The sequence below is a fragment of the Luteibacter sp. genome, from assembly GCF_036500425.1.
In the GTDB taxonomy this organism is placed as follows: domain Bacteria; phylum Pseudomonadota; class Gammaproteobacteria; order Xanthomonadales; family Rhodanobacteraceae; genus Luteibacter.
The window spans coordinates 54,087-69,104 of the sequence record NZ_DASYCB010000034.1 but is presented as its reverse complement, the minus strand read 5'-3'; the positions used below and the strand labels follow the sequence as shown (position 1 = coordinate 69,104).

At 64.3% G+C, this 15,018-nt stretch carries 18 protein-coding genes, 2 tRNA genes and 1 other RNA gene; 15 read left to right on the top strand and 6 right to left on the bottom strand.

What is annotated here, in order from left to right; translation table 11 throughout:
* Window positions 1–64: 64 nt before the first annotated feature.
* The gene (locus VGN46_RS08670; RefSeq protein WP_331642743.1) at window positions 65–1,333 is read right to left on the bottom strand and encodes a transglycosylase SLT domain-containing protein; all 1,269 of its coding nucleotides are present in this window, start codon (window positions 1,331–1,333) and stop codon (window positions 65–67) included.
* Window positions 1,330–2,097, bottom strand: a complete 768-nt coding sequence (gene gloB / locus VGN46_RS08665) for a hydroxyacylglutathione hydrolase (RefSeq protein WP_331642741.1) — start codon at window positions 2,095–2,097, stop codon at window positions 1,330–1,332. Before gloB ends, VGN46_RS08670 begins: the two co-directional genes overlap by 4 nt.
* 168 nt (window positions 2,098–2,265) lie before the next feature.
* Here gloB and VGN46_RS08660 point away from each other — a divergent pair, with 168 nt between their 5' ends.
* The 3 genes from VGN46_RS08660 to dnaQ are packed head-to-tail and all read left to right on the top strand — an operon-like array spanning window position 2,266 to window position 4,143.
* Window positions 2,266–2,982 carry a methyltransferase domain-containing protein gene (locus VGN46_RS08660; RefSeq protein WP_331642739.1) on the top strand — a complete coding sequence of 239 codons (717 nt, stop codon included), beginning with the start codon at window positions 2,266–2,268 and terminating at the stop codon, window positions 2,980–2,982.
* Window positions 2,966–3,421: a ribonuclease HI gene (rnhA, locus tag VGN46_RS08655; protein ID WP_331642737.1), complete on the top strand. Its 456-nt coding sequence runs from the start codon at window positions 2,966–2,968 to the stop codon at window positions 3,419–3,421. The genes VGN46_RS08660 and rnhA overlap by 17 nt, the downstream gene beginning before the upstream one ends.
* On the top strand, window positions 3,418–4,143 hold the full coding sequence (gene dnaQ, locus VGN46_RS08650) for a DNA polymerase III subunit epsilon (RefSeq protein ID WP_331642735.1): 726 nt from the start codon (window positions 3,418–3,420) through the stop codon (window positions 4,141–4,143). The genes rnhA and dnaQ overlap by 4 nt, the downstream gene beginning before the upstream one ends.
* 54 nt (window positions 4,144–4,197) lie before the next feature.
* On the opposite strand, the gene VGN46_RS08645 is transcribed toward dnaQ, so the two are convergent.
* Window positions 4,198–4,905 (bottom strand): PP2C family protein-serine/threonine phosphatase, encoded by a 708-nt coding sequence (locus tag VGN46_RS08645; protein ID WP_331642733.1) that lies wholly within the window; start codon window positions 4,903–4,905, stop codon window positions 4,198–4,200.
* A 144-nt stretch (window positions 4,906–5,049) separates the two neighbouring features.
* Here VGN46_RS08645 and VGN46_RS08640 point away from each other — a divergent pair.
* The 3 genes from VGN46_RS08640 to VGN46_RS08630 all read left to right on the top strand — a co-directional run bounded on the left by VGN46_RS08640 (window position 5,050) and on the right by VGN46_RS08630 (window position 6,644).
* Window positions 5,050–5,139, top strand: a tRNA-Ser gene (locus VGN46_RS08640).
* A gap of 330 nt (window positions 5,140–5,469) precedes the next feature.
* Complete coding sequence (locus VGN46_RS08635) at window positions 5,470–5,952, top strand: hypothetical protein (protein WP_331642731.1); 483 nt, start codon at window positions 5,470–5,472, stop codon at window positions 5,950–5,952.
* Complete coding sequence (locus VGN46_RS08630) at window positions 5,949–6,644, top strand: hypothetical protein (protein ID WP_331642729.1); 696 nt, start codon at window positions 5,949–5,951, stop codon at window positions 6,642–6,644. The genes VGN46_RS08635 and VGN46_RS08630 overlap by 4 nt, the downstream gene beginning before the upstream one ends.
* Window positions 6,645–6,657: 13 nt before the next feature.
* Here the strand turns inward: VGN46_RS08630 and VGN46_RS08625 are convergent, their stop codons facing one another.
* Window positions 6,658–6,900 (bottom strand): hypothetical protein, encoded by a 243-nt coding sequence (locus tag VGN46_RS08625; RefSeq protein WP_331642727.1) that lies wholly within the window; start codon window positions 6,898–6,900, stop codon window positions 6,658–6,660.
* Window positions 6,901–7,034: 134 nt separating this feature from the next.
* Here VGN46_RS08625 and VGN46_RS08620 point away from each other — a divergent pair, with 134 nt between their 5' ends.
* Window positions 7,035–7,745: a class I SAM-dependent methyltransferase gene (locus VGN46_RS08620; RefSeq protein ID WP_331642725.1), complete on the top strand. Its 711-nt coding sequence runs from the start codon at window positions 7,035–7,037 to the stop codon at window positions 7,743–7,745.
* Window positions 7,746–7,747: 2 nt separating this feature from the next.
* Here the strand turns inward: VGN46_RS08620 and VGN46_RS08615 are convergent, their stop codons facing one another.
* A complete protein-coding gene (locus VGN46_RS08615) occupies window positions 7,748–8,155 on the bottom strand; it encodes a hypothetical protein (RefSeq protein WP_331642723.1) in 408 nt (135 codons plus the stop codon).
* A 149-nt stretch (window positions 8,156–8,304) separates the two neighbouring features.
* Here VGN46_RS08615 and VGN46_RS08610 point away from each other — a divergent pair, with 149 nt between their 5' ends.
* Together VGN46_RS08610 and VGN46_RS08605 are read left to right on the top strand one after the other, a co-directional pair.
* Window positions 8,305–9,588 (top strand): Nramp family divalent metal transporter, encoded by a 1,284-nt coding sequence (locus VGN46_RS08610; protein WP_331642721.1) that lies wholly within the window; start codon window positions 8,305–8,307, stop codon window positions 9,586–9,588.
* 50 nt (window positions 9,589–9,638) lie between these two features.
* Window positions 9,639–10,049 carry a DUF6165 family protein gene (locus tag VGN46_RS08605; protein ID WP_331642719.1) on the top strand — a complete coding sequence of 137 codons (411 nt, stop codon included), beginning with the start codon at window positions 9,639–9,641 and terminating at the stop codon, window positions 10,047–10,049.
* Here VGN46_RS08605 and VGN46_RS08600 read toward each other — a convergent pair whose 3' ends face one another.
* A complete protein-coding gene (locus VGN46_RS08600; RefSeq protein WP_331642716.1) occupies window positions 10,050–11,051 on the bottom strand; it encodes a glycosyltransferase family 9 protein in 1,002 nt (333 codons plus the stop codon).
* A 124-nt stretch (window positions 11,052–11,175) separates the two neighbouring features.
* On the opposite strand from VGN46_RS08600, the gene VGN46_RS08595 reads away from it, so the two are divergent.
* The 6 genes from VGN46_RS08595 (at window position 11,176) to VGN46_RS08570 (ending at window position 15,012) form a co-directional block, all read left to right on the top strand.
* Complete coding sequence (locus VGN46_RS08595) at window positions 11,176–11,901, top strand: 3-deoxy-D-manno-octulosonic acid kinase (protein WP_331642714.1); 726 nt, start codon at window positions 11,176–11,178, stop codon at window positions 11,899–11,901.
* The gene (locus VGN46_RS08590; RefSeq protein WP_331642712.1) at window positions 11,898–12,656 is read left to right on the top strand and encodes an MBL fold metallo-hydrolase; all 759 of its coding nucleotides are present in this window, start codon (window positions 11,898–11,900) and stop codon (window positions 12,654–12,656) included. Before VGN46_RS08595 ends, VGN46_RS08590 begins: the two co-directional genes overlap by 4 nt.
* An 80-nt stretch (window positions 12,657–12,736) precedes the next feature.
* A tRNA-Ser gene (locus VGN46_RS08585) sits at window positions 12,737–12,827 on the top strand.
* Between the two features lie 23 nt (window positions 12,828–12,850).
* An RNA gene (gene ffs / locus VGN46_RS08580) (signal recognition particle sRNA small type) lies at window positions 12,851–12,947 on the top strand.
* Between the two features lie 77 nt (window positions 12,948–13,024).
* A complete protein-coding gene (gene dnaX / locus VGN46_RS08575; RefSeq protein ID WP_331642710.1) occupies window positions 13,025–14,692 on the top strand; it encodes a DNA polymerase III subunit gamma/tau in 1,668 nt (555 codons plus the stop codon).
* On the top strand, window positions 14,689–15,012 hold the full coding sequence (locus VGN46_RS08570) for a YbaB/EbfC family nucleoid-associated protein (RefSeq protein WP_331642708.1): 324 nt from the start codon (window positions 14,689–14,691) through the stop codon (window positions 15,010–15,012). Before dnaX ends, VGN46_RS08570 begins: the two co-directional genes overlap by 4 nt.
* The last annotated feature ends 6 nt before the right edge of the window (window positions 15,013–15,018 follow it).

The window sequence follows — 15,018 nt, the reverse complement described above, 5'->3', positions numbered from 1 at the left end:
GCGATGGGTGCTCGATGCAACCTCCATCGCGCGCAAGCGCGCTCCTACAGAAGATGGCGTGGGCCTAGCGCGAGGCGGTGAGCTTCAGCACCTGACCAGGCTTCACCGACGCGGTATCCAGATCATTCCACTTCATCAGCTGTTCGACGCTGACCTGATGGCGGCGGGCGATCGTCCAGAGCGATTCACCGTTGTTGACCTTGTAGACGATGAGCTTGGCATCATCCTTCTTCGCCGGCTTCGCCGAGGCCTTCGCGACAGATTTCGTGTTCTTCGCACCCTTCGATGCTTTCGACGATTTGCTGCTGGATTTCGTCGGTGCGGCGTCAGCCACGTCATCATCGCCAGCGGCCGGCACGTCCGCCACGGGATCCACGGGCTCCAGCTTGTACTGATCGGCCGCCGATTTCGGCAGAAGCAGGGATGAGGTGATCGTGCCCTTGTTCGTGCGGAAGGCCGGGTTGAAGTCACGCAGGTCATTCATCGACAGGCCCGACTGTTTCGCCGCCTGCGCGAGCGATTGCGGGCTATCGACCTTCACCACCTGCAGGGCATCGTCGCGATCCTGCTTCGGCAGTTGCACGTTGAAGCGTGCCGGGTCGCGCACGACGCACGCGATGGCCATCAGCTTGACCAGGTGTTCCTTCGTCGTCGCCTTCATCGGTACATCGGGCAAACCATCGTCACCCGACGGGCCGCCGTGCTTTTCGATGGTTTTCTTCAGTCCGAACTCACCGGCGTTGTAAGCCACGTCCACCAGGCGCCAGTCACCGAGGTCGTCGTAGTAGCGCCGCATCATCGACATGACCGATTCGGTGGACTTGGTAATGTCCAGGCGCTCGTCGTAATTCTTGTCGACGCGCAGGCCGAGCGTGCGCGCGGTCTGCGGCATGATCTGCCACATGCCGGCAGGGCGGTTCTTCACGCCCGGTACGTGGCGGTACTGGCTTTCGACCCACGGCAGCAAGGCGAACTCACCCGCCACGCTGTGCTTCATCGCCGACTTGTGCGCGTACACGATAAGTGGCAGCACCTCGTTCACCTGCTGCTCGAATCGGTTCGGCATCTTCGTGTAGGTGTGCGCCCAGGCCATGACCTGCGGATCCGCTTCACAGCCAGGCATCGAGAAGCTGTCGCGCATGTCGCTCCAGAAATCCGCCGGCTGCGCCGGGCGTGCCAATTTGGGCGAGAGGTTAACGTCCTGCACGGTATCCACGGAGGTCGGCGCCAGCGGCTTGGCCATGGGGGCGGCCGGGCGGGGCGTCGTTCCGGCGCAGGCGGTAAGCACCAACGGAATAAGAGTCGGCAACAGCCGGCGTACCAGTACGTTCATGCGGCGAAAGTGTCCTTGGCCGAGCGCAGCGCTGCGAAGCGCTCCGCCCGCGTGGCGTGTTCCTTGCCATGGGCCTCGGTCCAGCGGGCGATCGCCTCGCTGTCCACGCGCAGGAAGGGGTTGGTGGCGAGCTCGTCGGCGAGGTGGCTGGGCACACTGGGGTGGCCCTCCTCGCGCAGGCGCGCCACCTCGTCACGACGGCGGCGCAGGGGGCCGTTATCCGGATCGACGCTGAGCGCGAATCGGATATTGGCCGCGGTGTACTCATGCGCGCAGCAGACCAGGGTCTGTGGCGGCAGGTGGCTGAATTTATCCATCGCGGCGAGCATCTGCTCGGCGGTGCCTTCGAAAAGGCGGCCGCAGCCGACGCTGAAAAGCGTATCGCCGCAGAACAGGAAGCCTTCGCCGGCATAGGCTATGTGCGACTTCGTGTGGCCGGGAACATCCAGCACCTCGAAGGAGGCGTGCGGTGATTCAAGGACCACCGTGTCGCCTTCGCCCACGATCTGGGTCTTATAAGGAATGCGGGTGTCGAGCGGCGCGAAGACTTCCACATCGTGGTCGCGCACCAGGTCGAACACGCCACCGATGTGGTCGTTGTGATGATGCGTGAGCAGGATCGCACGCAGCGTCCAGCCACGCGCTGTCAGCGCGGCTTCAACAGGGGCGGCTTCACCGGGATCCACGACGAAGGCATTGCCCTCGTCATCGGCGACCAGCCAGATGTAATTGTCGCTCAAAGCCGCGACGGGAACCCAATGCATCGGGCGGACTCCGCTACGTCGATAGGGCGCGAACACCCAGGATGTGGCCGCCTTCCGACCAGGGTGGTCGGGTGGGGGCGGCCGGACTATATCAGCCGGGTATTTCCCGCTCGTTAGCCGGTTGTTAACCCGTGCGGTGGCCGTTCAACCTCACTACACTCATCACACATGGCTGCATTCGTCTCCGACATCTATGCGACGCCCCACGTTCGTAAGCTCCTTGCGGACGAGAACCGCGTGCTGGCGCCATTGCTGAATCGCTGTACCGGCGACCACGGCCTGCACCTCACCGCCGCCCTGGGTACCGAAGCGCCGGCCCTCCCGTTGCTGGGCCACTGGGCCACCGTGCGGGTCGCAGGCGCCCAGCTGGAGGGCGACGTACTGGCGAGTGGCCTGGAGCCGTTGCCGTTCACTGACGAGGCCTTTGGCGTGGTCCTGCTGCGCCATGCGCTGGAAACCACCGCCCGCCAGGACAACCTTCTCGACGAGGCCATCCGCGTGCTTGAGCCGGGCGGGATGATCGCCATTACCGGTATCCATCCGCTGGGCCTGTGGTCGCCCTGGGTCGCCCGGCAGAGCCGTGGCACCCGGCCGCGCCTCACCTGGCCGTGGTGGTGGAGCCAGCGGCTGGTTCGTGATGATTTCGAGCTATCCATGCCGCGCCGCCTGGGCAGCGCCTGGCCGCGCGCCGGAGGCGCGGGGGCTGGTGAGTCGCTGATCGGCGGCGGTTACTTCCTCGTGGCGCGCAAAAAACGCCCGGCGGCTGTACCCTTGCGGCCCCGCGCAGCCGTCGTGCCCGCGCCGGTGCCCGGTACCTTCGCTTCCGGCGCACGGCGCCACGCCCGCGAACACATTCTTGAAGAGTTCCATGACCGACCACGTTGAAGCGTTTACCGACGGTGCCTGCCTGGGCAATCCTGGCCCCGGCGGTTGGGCCGCCCTCCTGCGTACCAAGGGCATTGAGAAAATGCTCTCGGGTGGCGAAGCCGACACCACGAACAACCGCATGGAAATGATGGGCGCGATCTCTGCGCTCGAGGCCTTGACCCGGCCGTGCAAGGTGCACCTGATGACGGATTCGAAGTACGTCATGCAGGGGCTGCAGGAGTGGGTGCCGAAGTGGCGCCGCAACGGCTGGATGACCGCCGACAAGAAGCCGGTGAAGAACCAGGACCTGTGGGTTCGCCTCGATGCCGCCACCCAGGCCCACAGCGTGACCTGGGAATGGGTGAAGGGCCATAACGGCCACGAAGAAAATGAGCGCGTGGACGTCGCTGCGCGCGACCAGGCCATTCTGTTCAAGGAGAAGGGGAAGGTGGCATGAGGCAGATCGTCCTCGATACCGAAACCACGGGTCTCGAAGCGCACCTTGGTCATCGCCTGATCGAAATCGGTGCGGTGGAGTTGATCGGTCGCCGCCCAAGTGGCAACCACTTCCATACCTACCTCAACCCGGAACGCGCGATCGACGAAGGCGCCCGCGCGGTGACCGGTATCGAAGATGATTTCCTGCTCGACAAGCCATTTTTCCGCGACAAGGTCGACGAGTTCCTCGCCTACATCAAGGGTGCCGAACTCATCATCCACAACGCGGCGTTCGACGTGGGTTTCATCAACGCGGAGCTGGCCCGGTTGGGTCCGGCCTACGGCAAGGTGACCGATCACGCGACCGTGCTCGACACGCTGGCGATGGCACGCACGATGTACCCGGGCCAGCGCAACAGCCTGGATGCGCTGTGCAAACGCCTCGGTGTCGACAACACGCACCGTGACCTCCATGGCGGCCTGCTCGATGCGCAACTGCTGGCGGATGTCTACGTTGCGATGACTTCGGGGCAGGTTGGCCTGGACTTCGTGTTCGATGCGAACGCGGGGCATGCCAAGGCTGATGTGCTCGGCGATATCGTTATCAACCGGCGTCCTGTCGTATTGCGCGCGTCGGATGATGAGCTCGCGCTGCATGCGCAACGCCTCGATGCGCTGGATAAGTCATCCGGTGGCCAGAGCATCTGGCGCAAGCTCGAATCGGAAGAAACCGTGCATTGAGGCAAGCCCGGATCGCGCGCAAGCGCGCTCGCTGTAGGAGCGCTTGCGCGCGATTCACCCCGCCGCGCGCACCAGAATCGCCGTAATGTTATCCCGCCCCGTCCCAGCCAACGCCTCAAGCACAAGATGATCCACGCATTCCTGCGCCGCGATATCCGTGCGCGCAACGATCTGCGCAATGCGCTCGTCAGTCACTTCGTCGGTGAGCCCATCCGTGCACAACAGCAGCCGTGCGCCTGGCGCGATCTCGCCACGCGCAAGGCCAATATGCAGCTGATCCGGCGCCGTGATCCCCAGCGCCTGGGTCAGCACGCTCCGTTGCGGATGTTGACGCGCCTGCGCCTCGGTGAGCTCGCCGGCTTCGACCAGTGCCTCGACGATCGAGTGGTCATGCGACAAGCGTTCCATCGTGCCGCCAGCCCAGCGGTAGATCCGGCTATCGCCCACCCACGCGGCTTCGTAGCTCCGGCCCGTCACGCGAATGGCGGCGATGGTCGTGCCCATGGGCCGTGCGTCTCGCATGCCGCCTGACCGGGCAATCAGGGCCTCATTGACCCGCTGGATCGCATCAACCAGCGATTGCCCGGCGGTGACCTGAGCCACCACGCCATCCCGCGCCATGGCCGAGGCCACTTCGCCATGCTTGTGCCCACCCATGCCATCCACGACCAGGAAGAGGCCCAGGCCGGCGTCGGCATAGTAGGTATCCTCATTGCGCAGGCGGCGAAGGCCGGTGTGCGTGCCGTGTCCGAACTCGATCATGGGGGCCTTTGGGCAGCGGAAAGAGGGCGGCAGCGCGCCTTGTATGCCCTGTGAGCATGCCGCATCAAAAGCCTGTTGTCACGGCGTGGCATACCCATTATTATTGCGGACTCGGTGGGCCCTAAAGCCCGTCGTCGACCCTGCGGAGAGGTGGCAGAGTGGTCGAATGTACCTGACTCGAAATCAGGCGTACGTGTAAGCGTACCGAGGGTTCGAATCCCTCCCTCTCCGCCACTTATTCAAGTCGTTGAACGCCCAGAGATCGAGAGATCACTGGGCGTTTTTCGTTTGTCTCTTAAGTGCATCGCCACTCGTGCGACTCAATATCTCTCCGAAAACATTCGGCGGCATGCAGTACGACGGGCGTACCCACGGGTCATCAGGACCGAATCATGGCACGTAGCGAGTGCAAGTTTCTCTCGCGGGCGAGGCTTACAAACTGTGAGCGTTCACTGGCACTGGGGCGCGCAGATCGCTTACGCCAGGTCGGGAAGTTCGCGTAGCGTCTTCCGTGAAGTGACGGCCTAACCTCGTTCTCACCTTCAGTGACGATAGAGGTGGGCAATGAAGCGCATGGCAAGTGTATTGTTGATGCTGGCGGTGGCCGGTGTCGCGAATGCGACAAGCGTTCGACCCGAGATCACCGCATTCCAGAGCAAAGAACGAATCACGCATCTCGCACCGGGTGGTGCAAACGCGGCGCGTGAGCTTGATATCACTGTGCAGCTTTTCGATGAGGCTGGCCGCGCTGTACGGATGCCGGGTTTGTCGATAGACCTGACCGTCAATGATGTCGACAAGGTCCAGAGCACAGTCGTTGGTCGCCTGGCAGGCATCACCGGTGTCGACGGCGCATTTTCAGGACGCATAACGTTCTCAGATTGCCGCTCGTCTGATATCAAGGGGCCGATTCGCGTTCATCGCATATCGAATCACCCTGAGTATTGGGATATCACCTATGCCGATGCGGCGATCTACGCTGGCACGACGAGGCTCGCCCGCTTCGTGCATGTCTGCAAGGAGGTATATCGAGGGAATCGGCCGTGATCGCAACTTCAGTGCGACCGATAGCTACACCTGCCATGCCGCCGCAGGCTCCCAACGCAGCGAAGAAGGTCCGCGATCCTGGGGAGGGGTCCTTGTCTGCCCCTCAGGTGACGACGAGGAGTAACACCCATTCCGTCACCGAAACGTACGCTCACTATGAATCCGGACGGCGTCTCGGGAAGACGCTCGAAGCGTTCGGTAGCGCATTCGATAGAGTGACATCGCGGATGCGCGCCATCCGGCCGGATATCACAGACGCATCCTACGATCTCAAGCTCGACCAGGGGAAACTCAAGGTAGTCGGAGATTCGATGGACGGTCGGTCTCGTATCTGGCTCGAGGAGTCGGTCAACGGAGATCGGGAACTCGTCCGCCTGGCAAAGGAGTTCAACGAACTCGCCGTCGAGATATTGGATCCGGAGGTGTGTCCAGAAGGCGATGGCTTTAAATGGGGTGGGCGACGTTACGACAAGCTTGATGCCACCATCGATCGGACGACACGCTTCGTATCCTTATTGAAGGGCATGGGAGATTCGAACGCTTCCGAATGGTGGCTCAGCGATGATCCCTTCCGCGCTGCCGAGCTCATCGAACGACAAGTCATTGCCGATACTTACGAGTACCAGGCGAAGGGCGGCAGCATCGAGCTAATGAGGCGCATGGTCACGCGGCCTTTTTATGCGTTGTCCTAGCCGGGTACGCAGGCTATGCCTCTAACGGATCATCCTCATGCAACTCATCCATCCACCCACGCCGGCGGTGGAGCACCCACTCGACGTGCTCTGAGAACAGCACATCGATCGGCCCACCCTGGTCCATGGATGCGAGTTTTCCGGGCGTCACGTTGCCCAGGTGCTCCGCTTGGCTGGCGTAGCCCTCGATGCCCTCGCGCTCAAGCTGGGCGAGGACTTTGCGTAAATTCTGGTGGCGAGCGTGTTGGACCGGCATCGGGGCTGGTTTCCTGCGGTATACGGAAAGCATCGGCGGAAGTCGGGCGTCCTTTAGGGTGCCCGGCCAAACGCTGCCGGAAACGGACGTGAAGCACATTTTCGGCAATCAGTGTGGAGAGGCGTGGGGTTAGCATGCGACGCTTCGAAATCCCCACCCCCGTGAACATCCCCATCCCCATGCCAGTGCCGTCTTCCAAGGCTTACGACAGCCAGTCCGTCTATTCCCCTGCCACGCTCGCCATTTACGACACGCTCGTCCTGCGTCTGTCGAACCCGCTGGTCTGGCGTTGCCCCACCTCACGCATCCTCGATCTGTACAACCAGCACGTCACGGATGCCCACCTCGACGTGGGCGTAGGTACCGGCTGGTACATGGACCACTGCCGGTTCCCCGCACCGCCGCGCCTGGCGCTGATGGATCTGAACGCGAATTCGCTTAGCGCGGCCGCACAGCGCGTGGCGCGCTACGCACCGGTCACGCATGTGGCCGATGTGCTCAGGCCTATCGAGGACCACGCCGAGACCTATCGGTCGATCGGCGTCACCTACCTGCTGCATTGCCTGTCGGGCGATATTCGCCAGAAGGCCGTGGTCTTCGATCACCTGATTCCCTTGCTGGCGCCCGGCGGCACGCTCTTCGGTGCGACGATCCTGGCCCAGGGCGTGCCGCGCTCAGGCACCGCGGTGAAGCTGATGGGTTTCTATAACAAGAAAGGCATCTTCGGAAACGCACGCGATTCGCTCGACGACCTGCGCCTGGCGCTCGCCAGCCGGTTCAATGATGTGCGCGTGGATACGATCGGCAGCGTGGCCTTGTTCAGCGCGAAGGGCCCATCGCCCTGAACTCACGCGGTGCGCTGTCCTTCCATCCAGACCGGGAGGGCGGCGTTCACCGTGTCAAGTAACTCATCGAGGTCATGGGTCTTTTGCGCAAGGATGCGTGCGCGTTCGACTTCGCGTTCCTGTTCTTCCGCTTCGTCCCGGCCGGCCGTGTTCACCGCATCGACGATGAGTCGGGCGTACTCGGCGACCAGGTCGGTCGAAGGGACGCGAAACCAGATCTGGCCCTCGACCCAGCGAATATCGGGTGAAGTGTGCCGTGAGAACGCCTCGTCGCAGCGCACGGCAAAGTGCGCCAGCCAGCGTTCTCCCGGCGCCGTATCCAGCTCGGCGAGCACGCAGAAACCGATGTCGTCCTGATGGGCGGCGTTAAATCCCGCGATGCGTGGGATGTGACGGGTAATCGTAGTCATGGCGGCTCCCTGGATCACGAAGATATAAGCCGGGTAGCGTGGATGCGTTGCGAAGCCCGCGCCACGGTCGCGGCGACTTTCGACACGCCGTGCACGTTCCCGGGGATGTACTGTCTGCGAACGCGATATGCGTTTACGCAGGCGGCCGGGTGAAAGAAGACGTCAGGCAGGCACGTGATGCCCAGGTGATGCGGGAGGTCCTGCAGGGCCGCCGCCGCGGGTTTGCCGCGTTGGCCCCGTTCGCGGGGCCGGCTATCGTCGTCTCGGTCGCCTATATCGACCCGGGCAACTTCGCGACCAATATTCAGGCCGGTGCACGCTATGGATATGCACTGCTGTGGGTAGTCGTGCTCGCCAACCTGGTCGCCATGCTGTTCCAGAGCCTGTCCGCTCGTATCGGCATCGTCACCGGCTACAACCTCGCACAGTTGTGCCGGCAGCACCTGCCGAGGCCGCTGGTCTGGATGATGTGGGTGGTGAGCGAGCTTGCTGCCATGGCGACGGACCTCGCGGAATTCCTGGGTGGCGCCATCGGGCTGGCGCTCCTCTTCCACATGCCCTTGCTGGCCGGCATGGTCATTACCGGGGTGGTGACCTACGTGCTGCTCCTGCTCGAAGGCAGGGGTGCGCGGCGGCTTGAGTTGACGATCGGCGCCCTGGTCGGCGTGGTGGGTCTTTCCTACCTGATCGAGCTGTTCATCGCACCGGTGGACTGGGCGGCGGTGGGGCTGCACGTCTTCAAACCCGATCTTCCCGATGGGATGGCAGTCGCGCTGGCCGTGGGCATCATTGGCGCCACGGTGATGCCGCACGCGCTCTTCCTGCATTCGGGCCTGACCGAACGGCGCGCCAAGCCGAGCAATGATGTCGAGCGCCGGCGGATCATCCACCTTTCCAACGTGGAGGTCATCCTGGCGCTGGCGGTCGCAGGGCTGATCAATCTCGCCATGGTGATCATGGCGGCCAGTGCGTTTCACGGCGGGCATCCGGATGTGGCCCGGATTGAAACCGCCTACCAGACCCTGGTGCCGCTGCTGGGTGGCGCTGCCGCGACCATTTTCCTCGTTTCGTTGATTGCGTCGGGCTTTTCCAGCTCCGTGGTCGGAACCATGGCGGGGCAGATGATCATGCAGGGCTTCGTGGATTTCCGGATCCCGCTATGGCTGCGCCGCGCGGTGACCATGCTGCCGAGCTTCGCCGTGGTGGCGGCGGGCGTGGACGCTACGCGGGCGCTCGTGCTGAGCCAGGTAGCGCTTAGCATCGCCTTACCATTCCCCATGGTGGCGCTCGTGTGGTTCGCCTCCCATCAACGCGTGATGGGCGCCTTCCAGGTGAGCCGGCCAGTGACCGCCGTGGCCTCCATCGCCGCGCTGCTGGTGCTGACGCTGAACGTCATCCTGCTGCTCGACACCTTCGGCGCCGTGTCGCTGTAGGGTGGCCAATACTGATAACCTGCCGCGCCTGACCTGACGGAGACCCACGCATGAGCCTGATCGAGACCCCGGTGTCCTTCGGTGAGCTGATCGACAAGATGACCATCCTCCAGATCAAGCTGCAGGAGATCACCGACGAGGCCAAGTTGACCAATGTGCGCAACGAGCTGGAACTGCTCGAAACCACCTGGGCGAACCACGCCGCCTCGAAGACGGATATTCGCGACGAGACGGGCCGCCTGCTCGCCGTGAACAAGCGCCTGTGGGATATCGAAGACCGCATCCGCGTTAAGGAAAAGGCGCAGGCGTTCGATAACGACTTCATCCAGCTCGCCCGCTCCGTCTACTTCGAAAACGACGAGCGTGCCGCCGTGAAGCGCGAGATCAACCTGAAGCTTGGCTCCACCCTGGTGGAAGAGAAGTCGTACAAGGACTACGGCGCGAAGCCGACCTCGTTCTGATCATCCCCGCAGGGGGATCTTGAGGAAGTCGGCGCACGCCTCGAAGCGGTCGACCATCGCCGGCACGTCGACCAGATCCATCACGCCCGCCTTCTCGATCTTGGTTCCCCAGGGAATCTCCGAGGCGGGCTTGCCGAAGAACTTGCGCGACGCGGCATCGTACTTGTCGACGCACCAGCGGCGGTCGGAGTAGGGCCCCGAGCGGTGCGGGTTACTGGCGGCGTGCAGGCCCAACACCTTGGTGCCAGCGGCGTTCGCCATGTGCATCGGGCCGGAATCCGGTGTGAGGATCATGCTCGTCCGCCCGAGCAAGGCCATGAACCGCTTCAGCGTGTCCTTGCCGGTGAGGTCCATGGGCGCATCCTTCACTGCAGCCAGGATCTGGTCGGCGAGCTCTCGCTCGGCGGGCGAGGGGCCACCGACCAGGGCGACGCGCATGCCGCGGGCCATGGCGTGGTCGATGAGTGCCGCATAGCGATCCACCCGCCAGTTACGGACCGTGTGGCTGGACATCGGGCTCACCAGCAGGGTCGGCGTATCGCCGGGAAGCTGCTCGGCCGCCCAGGCATGCGCCTCGGCGGGGATCGGGATATCCCAACGCACCTCGGTCTGCTTCAGCCCCAGCGGTTCGATGAAGCTGGCCATGGCATCGAGTACATGCTCGCCCGTGCGCGCCGGGATGCGCTCGTTGACGAACAAGCCGTGGAGGTCCTTGGAGCGTGCCCTGTCGTAACCGATGCGGCGGTCGGCCTTCACGGCCAGGCTCAGCAGGTTGGAGCGCAGCGCCACCTGCATGTGTAGCAGCGCGTCGAAACGGCGCCCCGCGAGGGCCTCGCGTGTCGCGCGCATGCCCTCGCGGCCCTTGCCCTTGTCAAACAGGATGAACTCCACGCCCGGCAGGTCGCCCACGAGCTTCTGTTCGAGCTTGCCCACGAGCCATGTAAGCCGGGTCTGTGGCGCGGCCGCCTGCAGCGTACGGATAAGCGGCACGACGTGCGTCACGTCGCCAATAGCGGACGTCCGCAGGATGCAGAGGCTGGAGTCTCCCGGCGGGAGGGGGCGGCTTGCTAGACTGGACACGATCGGGTTACCGGAATAGGTGGCTGCCACGCGGGCGGCCCTTCAGATGACAGACCAACGAGTAACGGAGGCCGCGGGCGGCACGATTCTGTTCGACGCGGCCCGTGCAGCTCAAGTCGACGCCGACTGGTTTTCGCCCGATGCGTGGGCCAGGCAGGGGGCCTTGCGTGCCCAGCCGGGCGGCCGCGGTGGCGTCGCCATCATCGATACGCCGGCGGGCGAGGCCGTGTTGCGCCACTACCGCCGTGGCGGCATGGTGGCAGCGCTGTTGGGCGATAGCTACCTTTTCACTGGGGCCGAACGCACCCGGAGCAGCCGCGAGTTCCGTTTACTGGCCGAACTGGCGCGGCTTGGGCTCCCCGTGCCGCCACCGCTTGCGGCACGCCATGTTCGCCATGGGCTGAGCTACCGCGCCGACCTGATCACCCTGCGGGTGCCCGATGCCCGCACCCTGGCCGAGCGTCTGGCCGATGGCGCCTTCAATGAAGCGCTGGCTCGCCGCGTAGGTGAGCTCGTGGCCAGCTTTCACCGTGTGGGCGCCTGGCATGCCGATCTCAACGCGCACAACATCCTGGTCAATGGCGCGGGTCTGTACCTGATTGATTTCGACCGTGGCCGACTACGCCGGCCTGCCGCACGTTGGCGTTGGGCCAACCTGGCGCGCTTGAAGCGCTCGCTGGTGAAGCTGGGTGCGCGCGAGAGCGGCGATGCGTTCGATGAAGTGCTCTGGCCGGCCCTGGTCCAGGCCTACGAAGAGGGTTTTCGCGCATGACCTACGACCTCCGCTTCCTCGGGACGGGCGCCGCCCATGCGATCGAACTGGGCTCATCGGCGGTCGTGCTGGAGCGCGATGGCCAGCCGCTGCTCCTGGTAGATTGCGGCCCCGATACGCTGGATCGGTACGTTGCCGCCTACGGTAAACCGCCGGCCGCCCTGTACATCACCCACACCCACATGGACCACGTGGCAGGCATGGAGCGGTTGTTTTTCCGCTTGTGGTTCGATGAAGCCCTGCGCGGCCAAACGAAGGTCTTTCTACATGCCGGGCTGCTGCCATGGCTGCAGGGCAGGGTGGCCGACTATCCCGGTGCCCTGGCCGAGGGCGGCGTGAACTATTGGGACGCTTTCCACCTGGTGCCATGCACCCGCGGCTTCTGGCACGCAGGCCTGTGGTTCGATGTGTTTCCCACCCGGCACCATGTGCAGGGAACCTCCTATGGCCTGGCCCTGCGCGGTGGTTTCGTCTTCACGGGCGATACGCGGCCCGTGCCGGAGGCGCTGGCGATCCACGCGGTGTCAGGCGAGCTCATCGCCCATGATTGCGGCGTGGTTGGCAACCCCTCACACACCGGCGTCGACGACCTCGAGCGTGAATATCCCGACGAAGTGCGCGCCCGCATGGCCCTGTACCACTACGGCAGTGTCTCTGAGGGCGAGACGCTCGAGGAAAGGGGGTACCGCATAGCGCGGCCGGGCGAGCGTCTGGCGCTCCCTGAGCCTGCGCCGGTGCGCCCGACGGCCGGCTAGCCGCTTGTGCGGGGCTGCGCATGCCGTTATCCTTCCGCTTCTTTGTCGGGACGGAAGCCGGCAAAGAGAAGTACACGTGCGGAGAGGTGTCCGAGTGGTTTAAGGAGCACGCCTGGAAAGTGTGTATACGTTAATAGCGTATCGCGGGTTCGAATCCCGCCCTCTCCGCCAGTTCTACGTCTTTATGGTGGCCCTGTCGGTCCCCCCGCGACGATAGTCCGTGAACTCCGCCAGGTCCGGAAGGAAGCAACGGTAGCGGGCGATTCGGGTGCCGGGGTGTGGCTGGCAGGGTCATCGCCTTTTTGGCCTGGCGCTTTCGCCGGCTCCGTCTCCTTGGCACAATCGACTGTCGCCCCAAGGTAGATCGCATGTCCTATCAGGTTCTCGCACGCAAGTGGCGCCCACGGAAGTTCGCCGAACTCGTGGGCCAGGAACACGTGGTTCGCGCGCTCACCAATGCGCTCGACAGCGGCCGCATGCACCATGCCTACCTCTTCACCGGCACCCGCGGCGTTGGTAAGACCACGATTGCCCGCATCTTCGCCAAGTCCCTGAACTGCGAGCGGGGTGAATCCGCAGACCCGTGTGGCGAATGCGCGGTGTGCACGGCCGTCGATGCGGGGCGCTTCGTCGACCTCCTCGAAATCGATGCCGCCAGCAACACAGGCGTGGACGATGTGCGCGAGGTGATCGAGAACGCGCAATACGCACCCTCGCGTGGCCGCTTCAAGGTGTACCTCGTCGATGAGGTGCACATGCTTTCCAAGCCGGCGTTCAATGCGCTGCTGAAAACGCTCGAAGAGCCGCCGCCGCACGTCAAGTTCCTGCTCGCCACCACCGACCCGCAGAAACTGCCGGTGACGGTGTTATCGCGCTGCCTCAAGTTCAACCTGAAGCGCCTGCTGCCTGAGCAGATTTCCGGTCAGATGAAACACATCCTTGGCGCCGAGGCTATCGAATACGACGACGAGGCGATCGCCGAACTCGCGCATGGTGCGGATGGTTCGCTGCGTGATGGTCTTTCCTTGCTCGACCAGGCCATCGCCTACGGCGGTGGCGTGCTGCGCGCGGGTGACGTGCGCGCCATGCTCGGCAGTGTCGAGCGCGGCCAGGTGCTCGGCGTGCTTGAAGCGCTCGCGGCTGGCGATGGCGCCGGGCTGATGGCCGAGGCCGATCGAATTGCATCGTTCTCGCCGGATTTCGCTGGGGTCCTCGACGACCTCGCCACCGTGCTGCACCGGATCCAGCTCTTGCAGCTCGTCCCGGGCTACCGTGGCGAAGAGAGCGACGCCGGCCTTGCCGCACTGGCCGAGCGCCTCGCAGCGGAAGACGTGCAGCTCTACTACCAGATCACCACCAACGGTCGTCGCGAACTACCCATGGCGCCGGACGCGCGGATCGGCTTCGAGATGGTGCTGTTGCGCATGCATGCGTTCCGCCCGGCTGAGGGTGGGCAAGGCCCTTCGGCGCCGCGCAGCGTGCCTGCGCAGGCGGCTGCACCGGCGCCCACGCGCCAGGCTCCGCCACCGGCGGCCGCGCCGCCGCGTCAGGCTCCGCAAGCACCGGCACCCGCGGCTGCACCAGCGCCGGCCCCCGCACCCGCGGCTCCGCCTGCTCCGCCGCGTCCCCTCGCGATGGGTGCGAACGGCTTGCCGGACTGGCACGACATTGTCGAGCGCGCCCATCTTCGTGGCCCCATCGGCCAGCTGGCGCAGAACTGCACCCTGCGCGGTGTGGATGGCGAAGCCATGGTGCTGGCGCTGCAGCCGCAGCACCTGCACCTCGCTGTCGAGCCGCTGACCAGCCAGATGGAAGAAAAGGTCTCGAACGCGCTGGGCCGCCGTGTGCGCTTCCGCTTCGTGGGCGAAGGCGGCAACCTCGGCACGCCTGCGGATCGTCGCGCCCAGGCGGCGAGCGACGCGCAGGCAAACGCGGAGGCCTCTATCGACAGCGATCCCCTTGTCCAGGCGCTTAAGCGCGACTTCGGTGCGCGCGTTATTCCCCAATCGATCAAACCCGTGGAGCCAGGAACATGAAAGGTCAAATCGGTCAGCTGATGCAGCAGGCCCAGCGCATGCAGGATGAAATGAAGCGTGCGCAGGAAGAACTGGCGAAGACGGAAATCACCGGTAGCGCCGGCGGCGGCCTGGTCACCGTGACCATGTCGGGTGGCCACGAAGTGCGCAGCGTCCATATCGATCGCCAGACGTTCGCGGATGATCCGGAAATGGCTGAGGACCTCGTCGCCGCCGCTGTTAACGATGCGGTGAACAAGATCGCCGAAGTCAGCCGCAACCGCCTTGGCGGCGTCACGTCAGGCCTGAACCTGCCGCCTGGCTTCAAGATGCCGTTCTAAGACGCT

Coding starts and splice junctions, on each gene's coding strand:
- VGN46_RS08670 (WP_331642743.1), bottom strand. CDS start 1,333: ATGAACGTACTGGTACGCCGGCTGTTGCCGACTCTTATTCCGTTGGTG.
- gloB (WP_331642741.1), bottom strand. CDS start 2,097: ATGCATTGGGTTCCCGTCGCGGCTTTGAGCGACAATTACATCTGGCTG.
- VGN46_RS08660 (WP_331642739.1), top strand. CDS start 2,266: ATGGCTGCATTCGTCTCCGACATCTATGCGACGCCCCACGTTCGTAAG.
- rnhA (WP_331642737.1), top strand. CDS start 2,966: ATGACCGACCACGTTGAAGCGTTTACCGACGGTGCCTGCCTGGGCAAT.
- dnaQ (WP_331642735.1), top strand. CDS start 3,418: ATGAGGCAGATCGTCCTCGATACCGAAACCACGGGTCTCGAAGCGCAC.
- VGN46_RS08645 (WP_331642733.1), bottom strand. CDS start 4,905: ATGATCGAGTTCGGACACGGCACGCACACCGGCCTTCGCCGCCTGCGC.
- VGN46_RS08635 (WP_331642731.1), top strand. CDS start 5,470: ATGAAGCGCATGGCAAGTGTATTGTTGATGCTGGCGGTGGCCGGTGTC.
- VGN46_RS08625 (WP_331642727.1), bottom strand. CDS start 6,900: ATGCCGGTCCAACACGCTCGCCACCAGAATTTACGCAAAGTCCTCGCC.
- VGN46_RS08620 (WP_331642725.1), top strand. CDS start 7,035: ATGCGACGCTTCGAAATCCCCACCCCCGTGAACATCCCCATCCCCATG.
- VGN46_RS08615 (WP_331642723.1), bottom strand. CDS start 8,155: ATGACTACGATTACCCGTCACATCCCACGCATCGCGGGATTTAACGCC.
- VGN46_RS08605 (WP_331642719.1), top strand. CDS start 9,639: ATGAGCCTGATCGAGACCCCGGTGTCCTTCGGTGAGCTGATCGACAAG.
- VGN46_RS08595 (WP_331642714.1), top strand. CDS start 11,176: ATGACAGACCAACGAGTAACGGAGGCCGCGGGCGGCACGATTCTGTTC.
- VGN46_RS08590 (WP_331642712.1), top strand. CDS start 11,898: ATGACCTACGACCTCCGCTTCCTCGGGACGGGCGCCGCCCATGCGATC.
- dnaX (WP_331642710.1), top strand. CDS start 13,025: ATGTCCTATCAGGTTCTCGCACGCAAGTGGCGCCCACGGAAGTTCGCC.
- VGN46_RS08570 (WP_331642708.1), top strand. CDS start 14,689: ATGAAAGGTCAAATCGGTCAGCTGATGCAGCAGGCCCAGCGCATGCAG.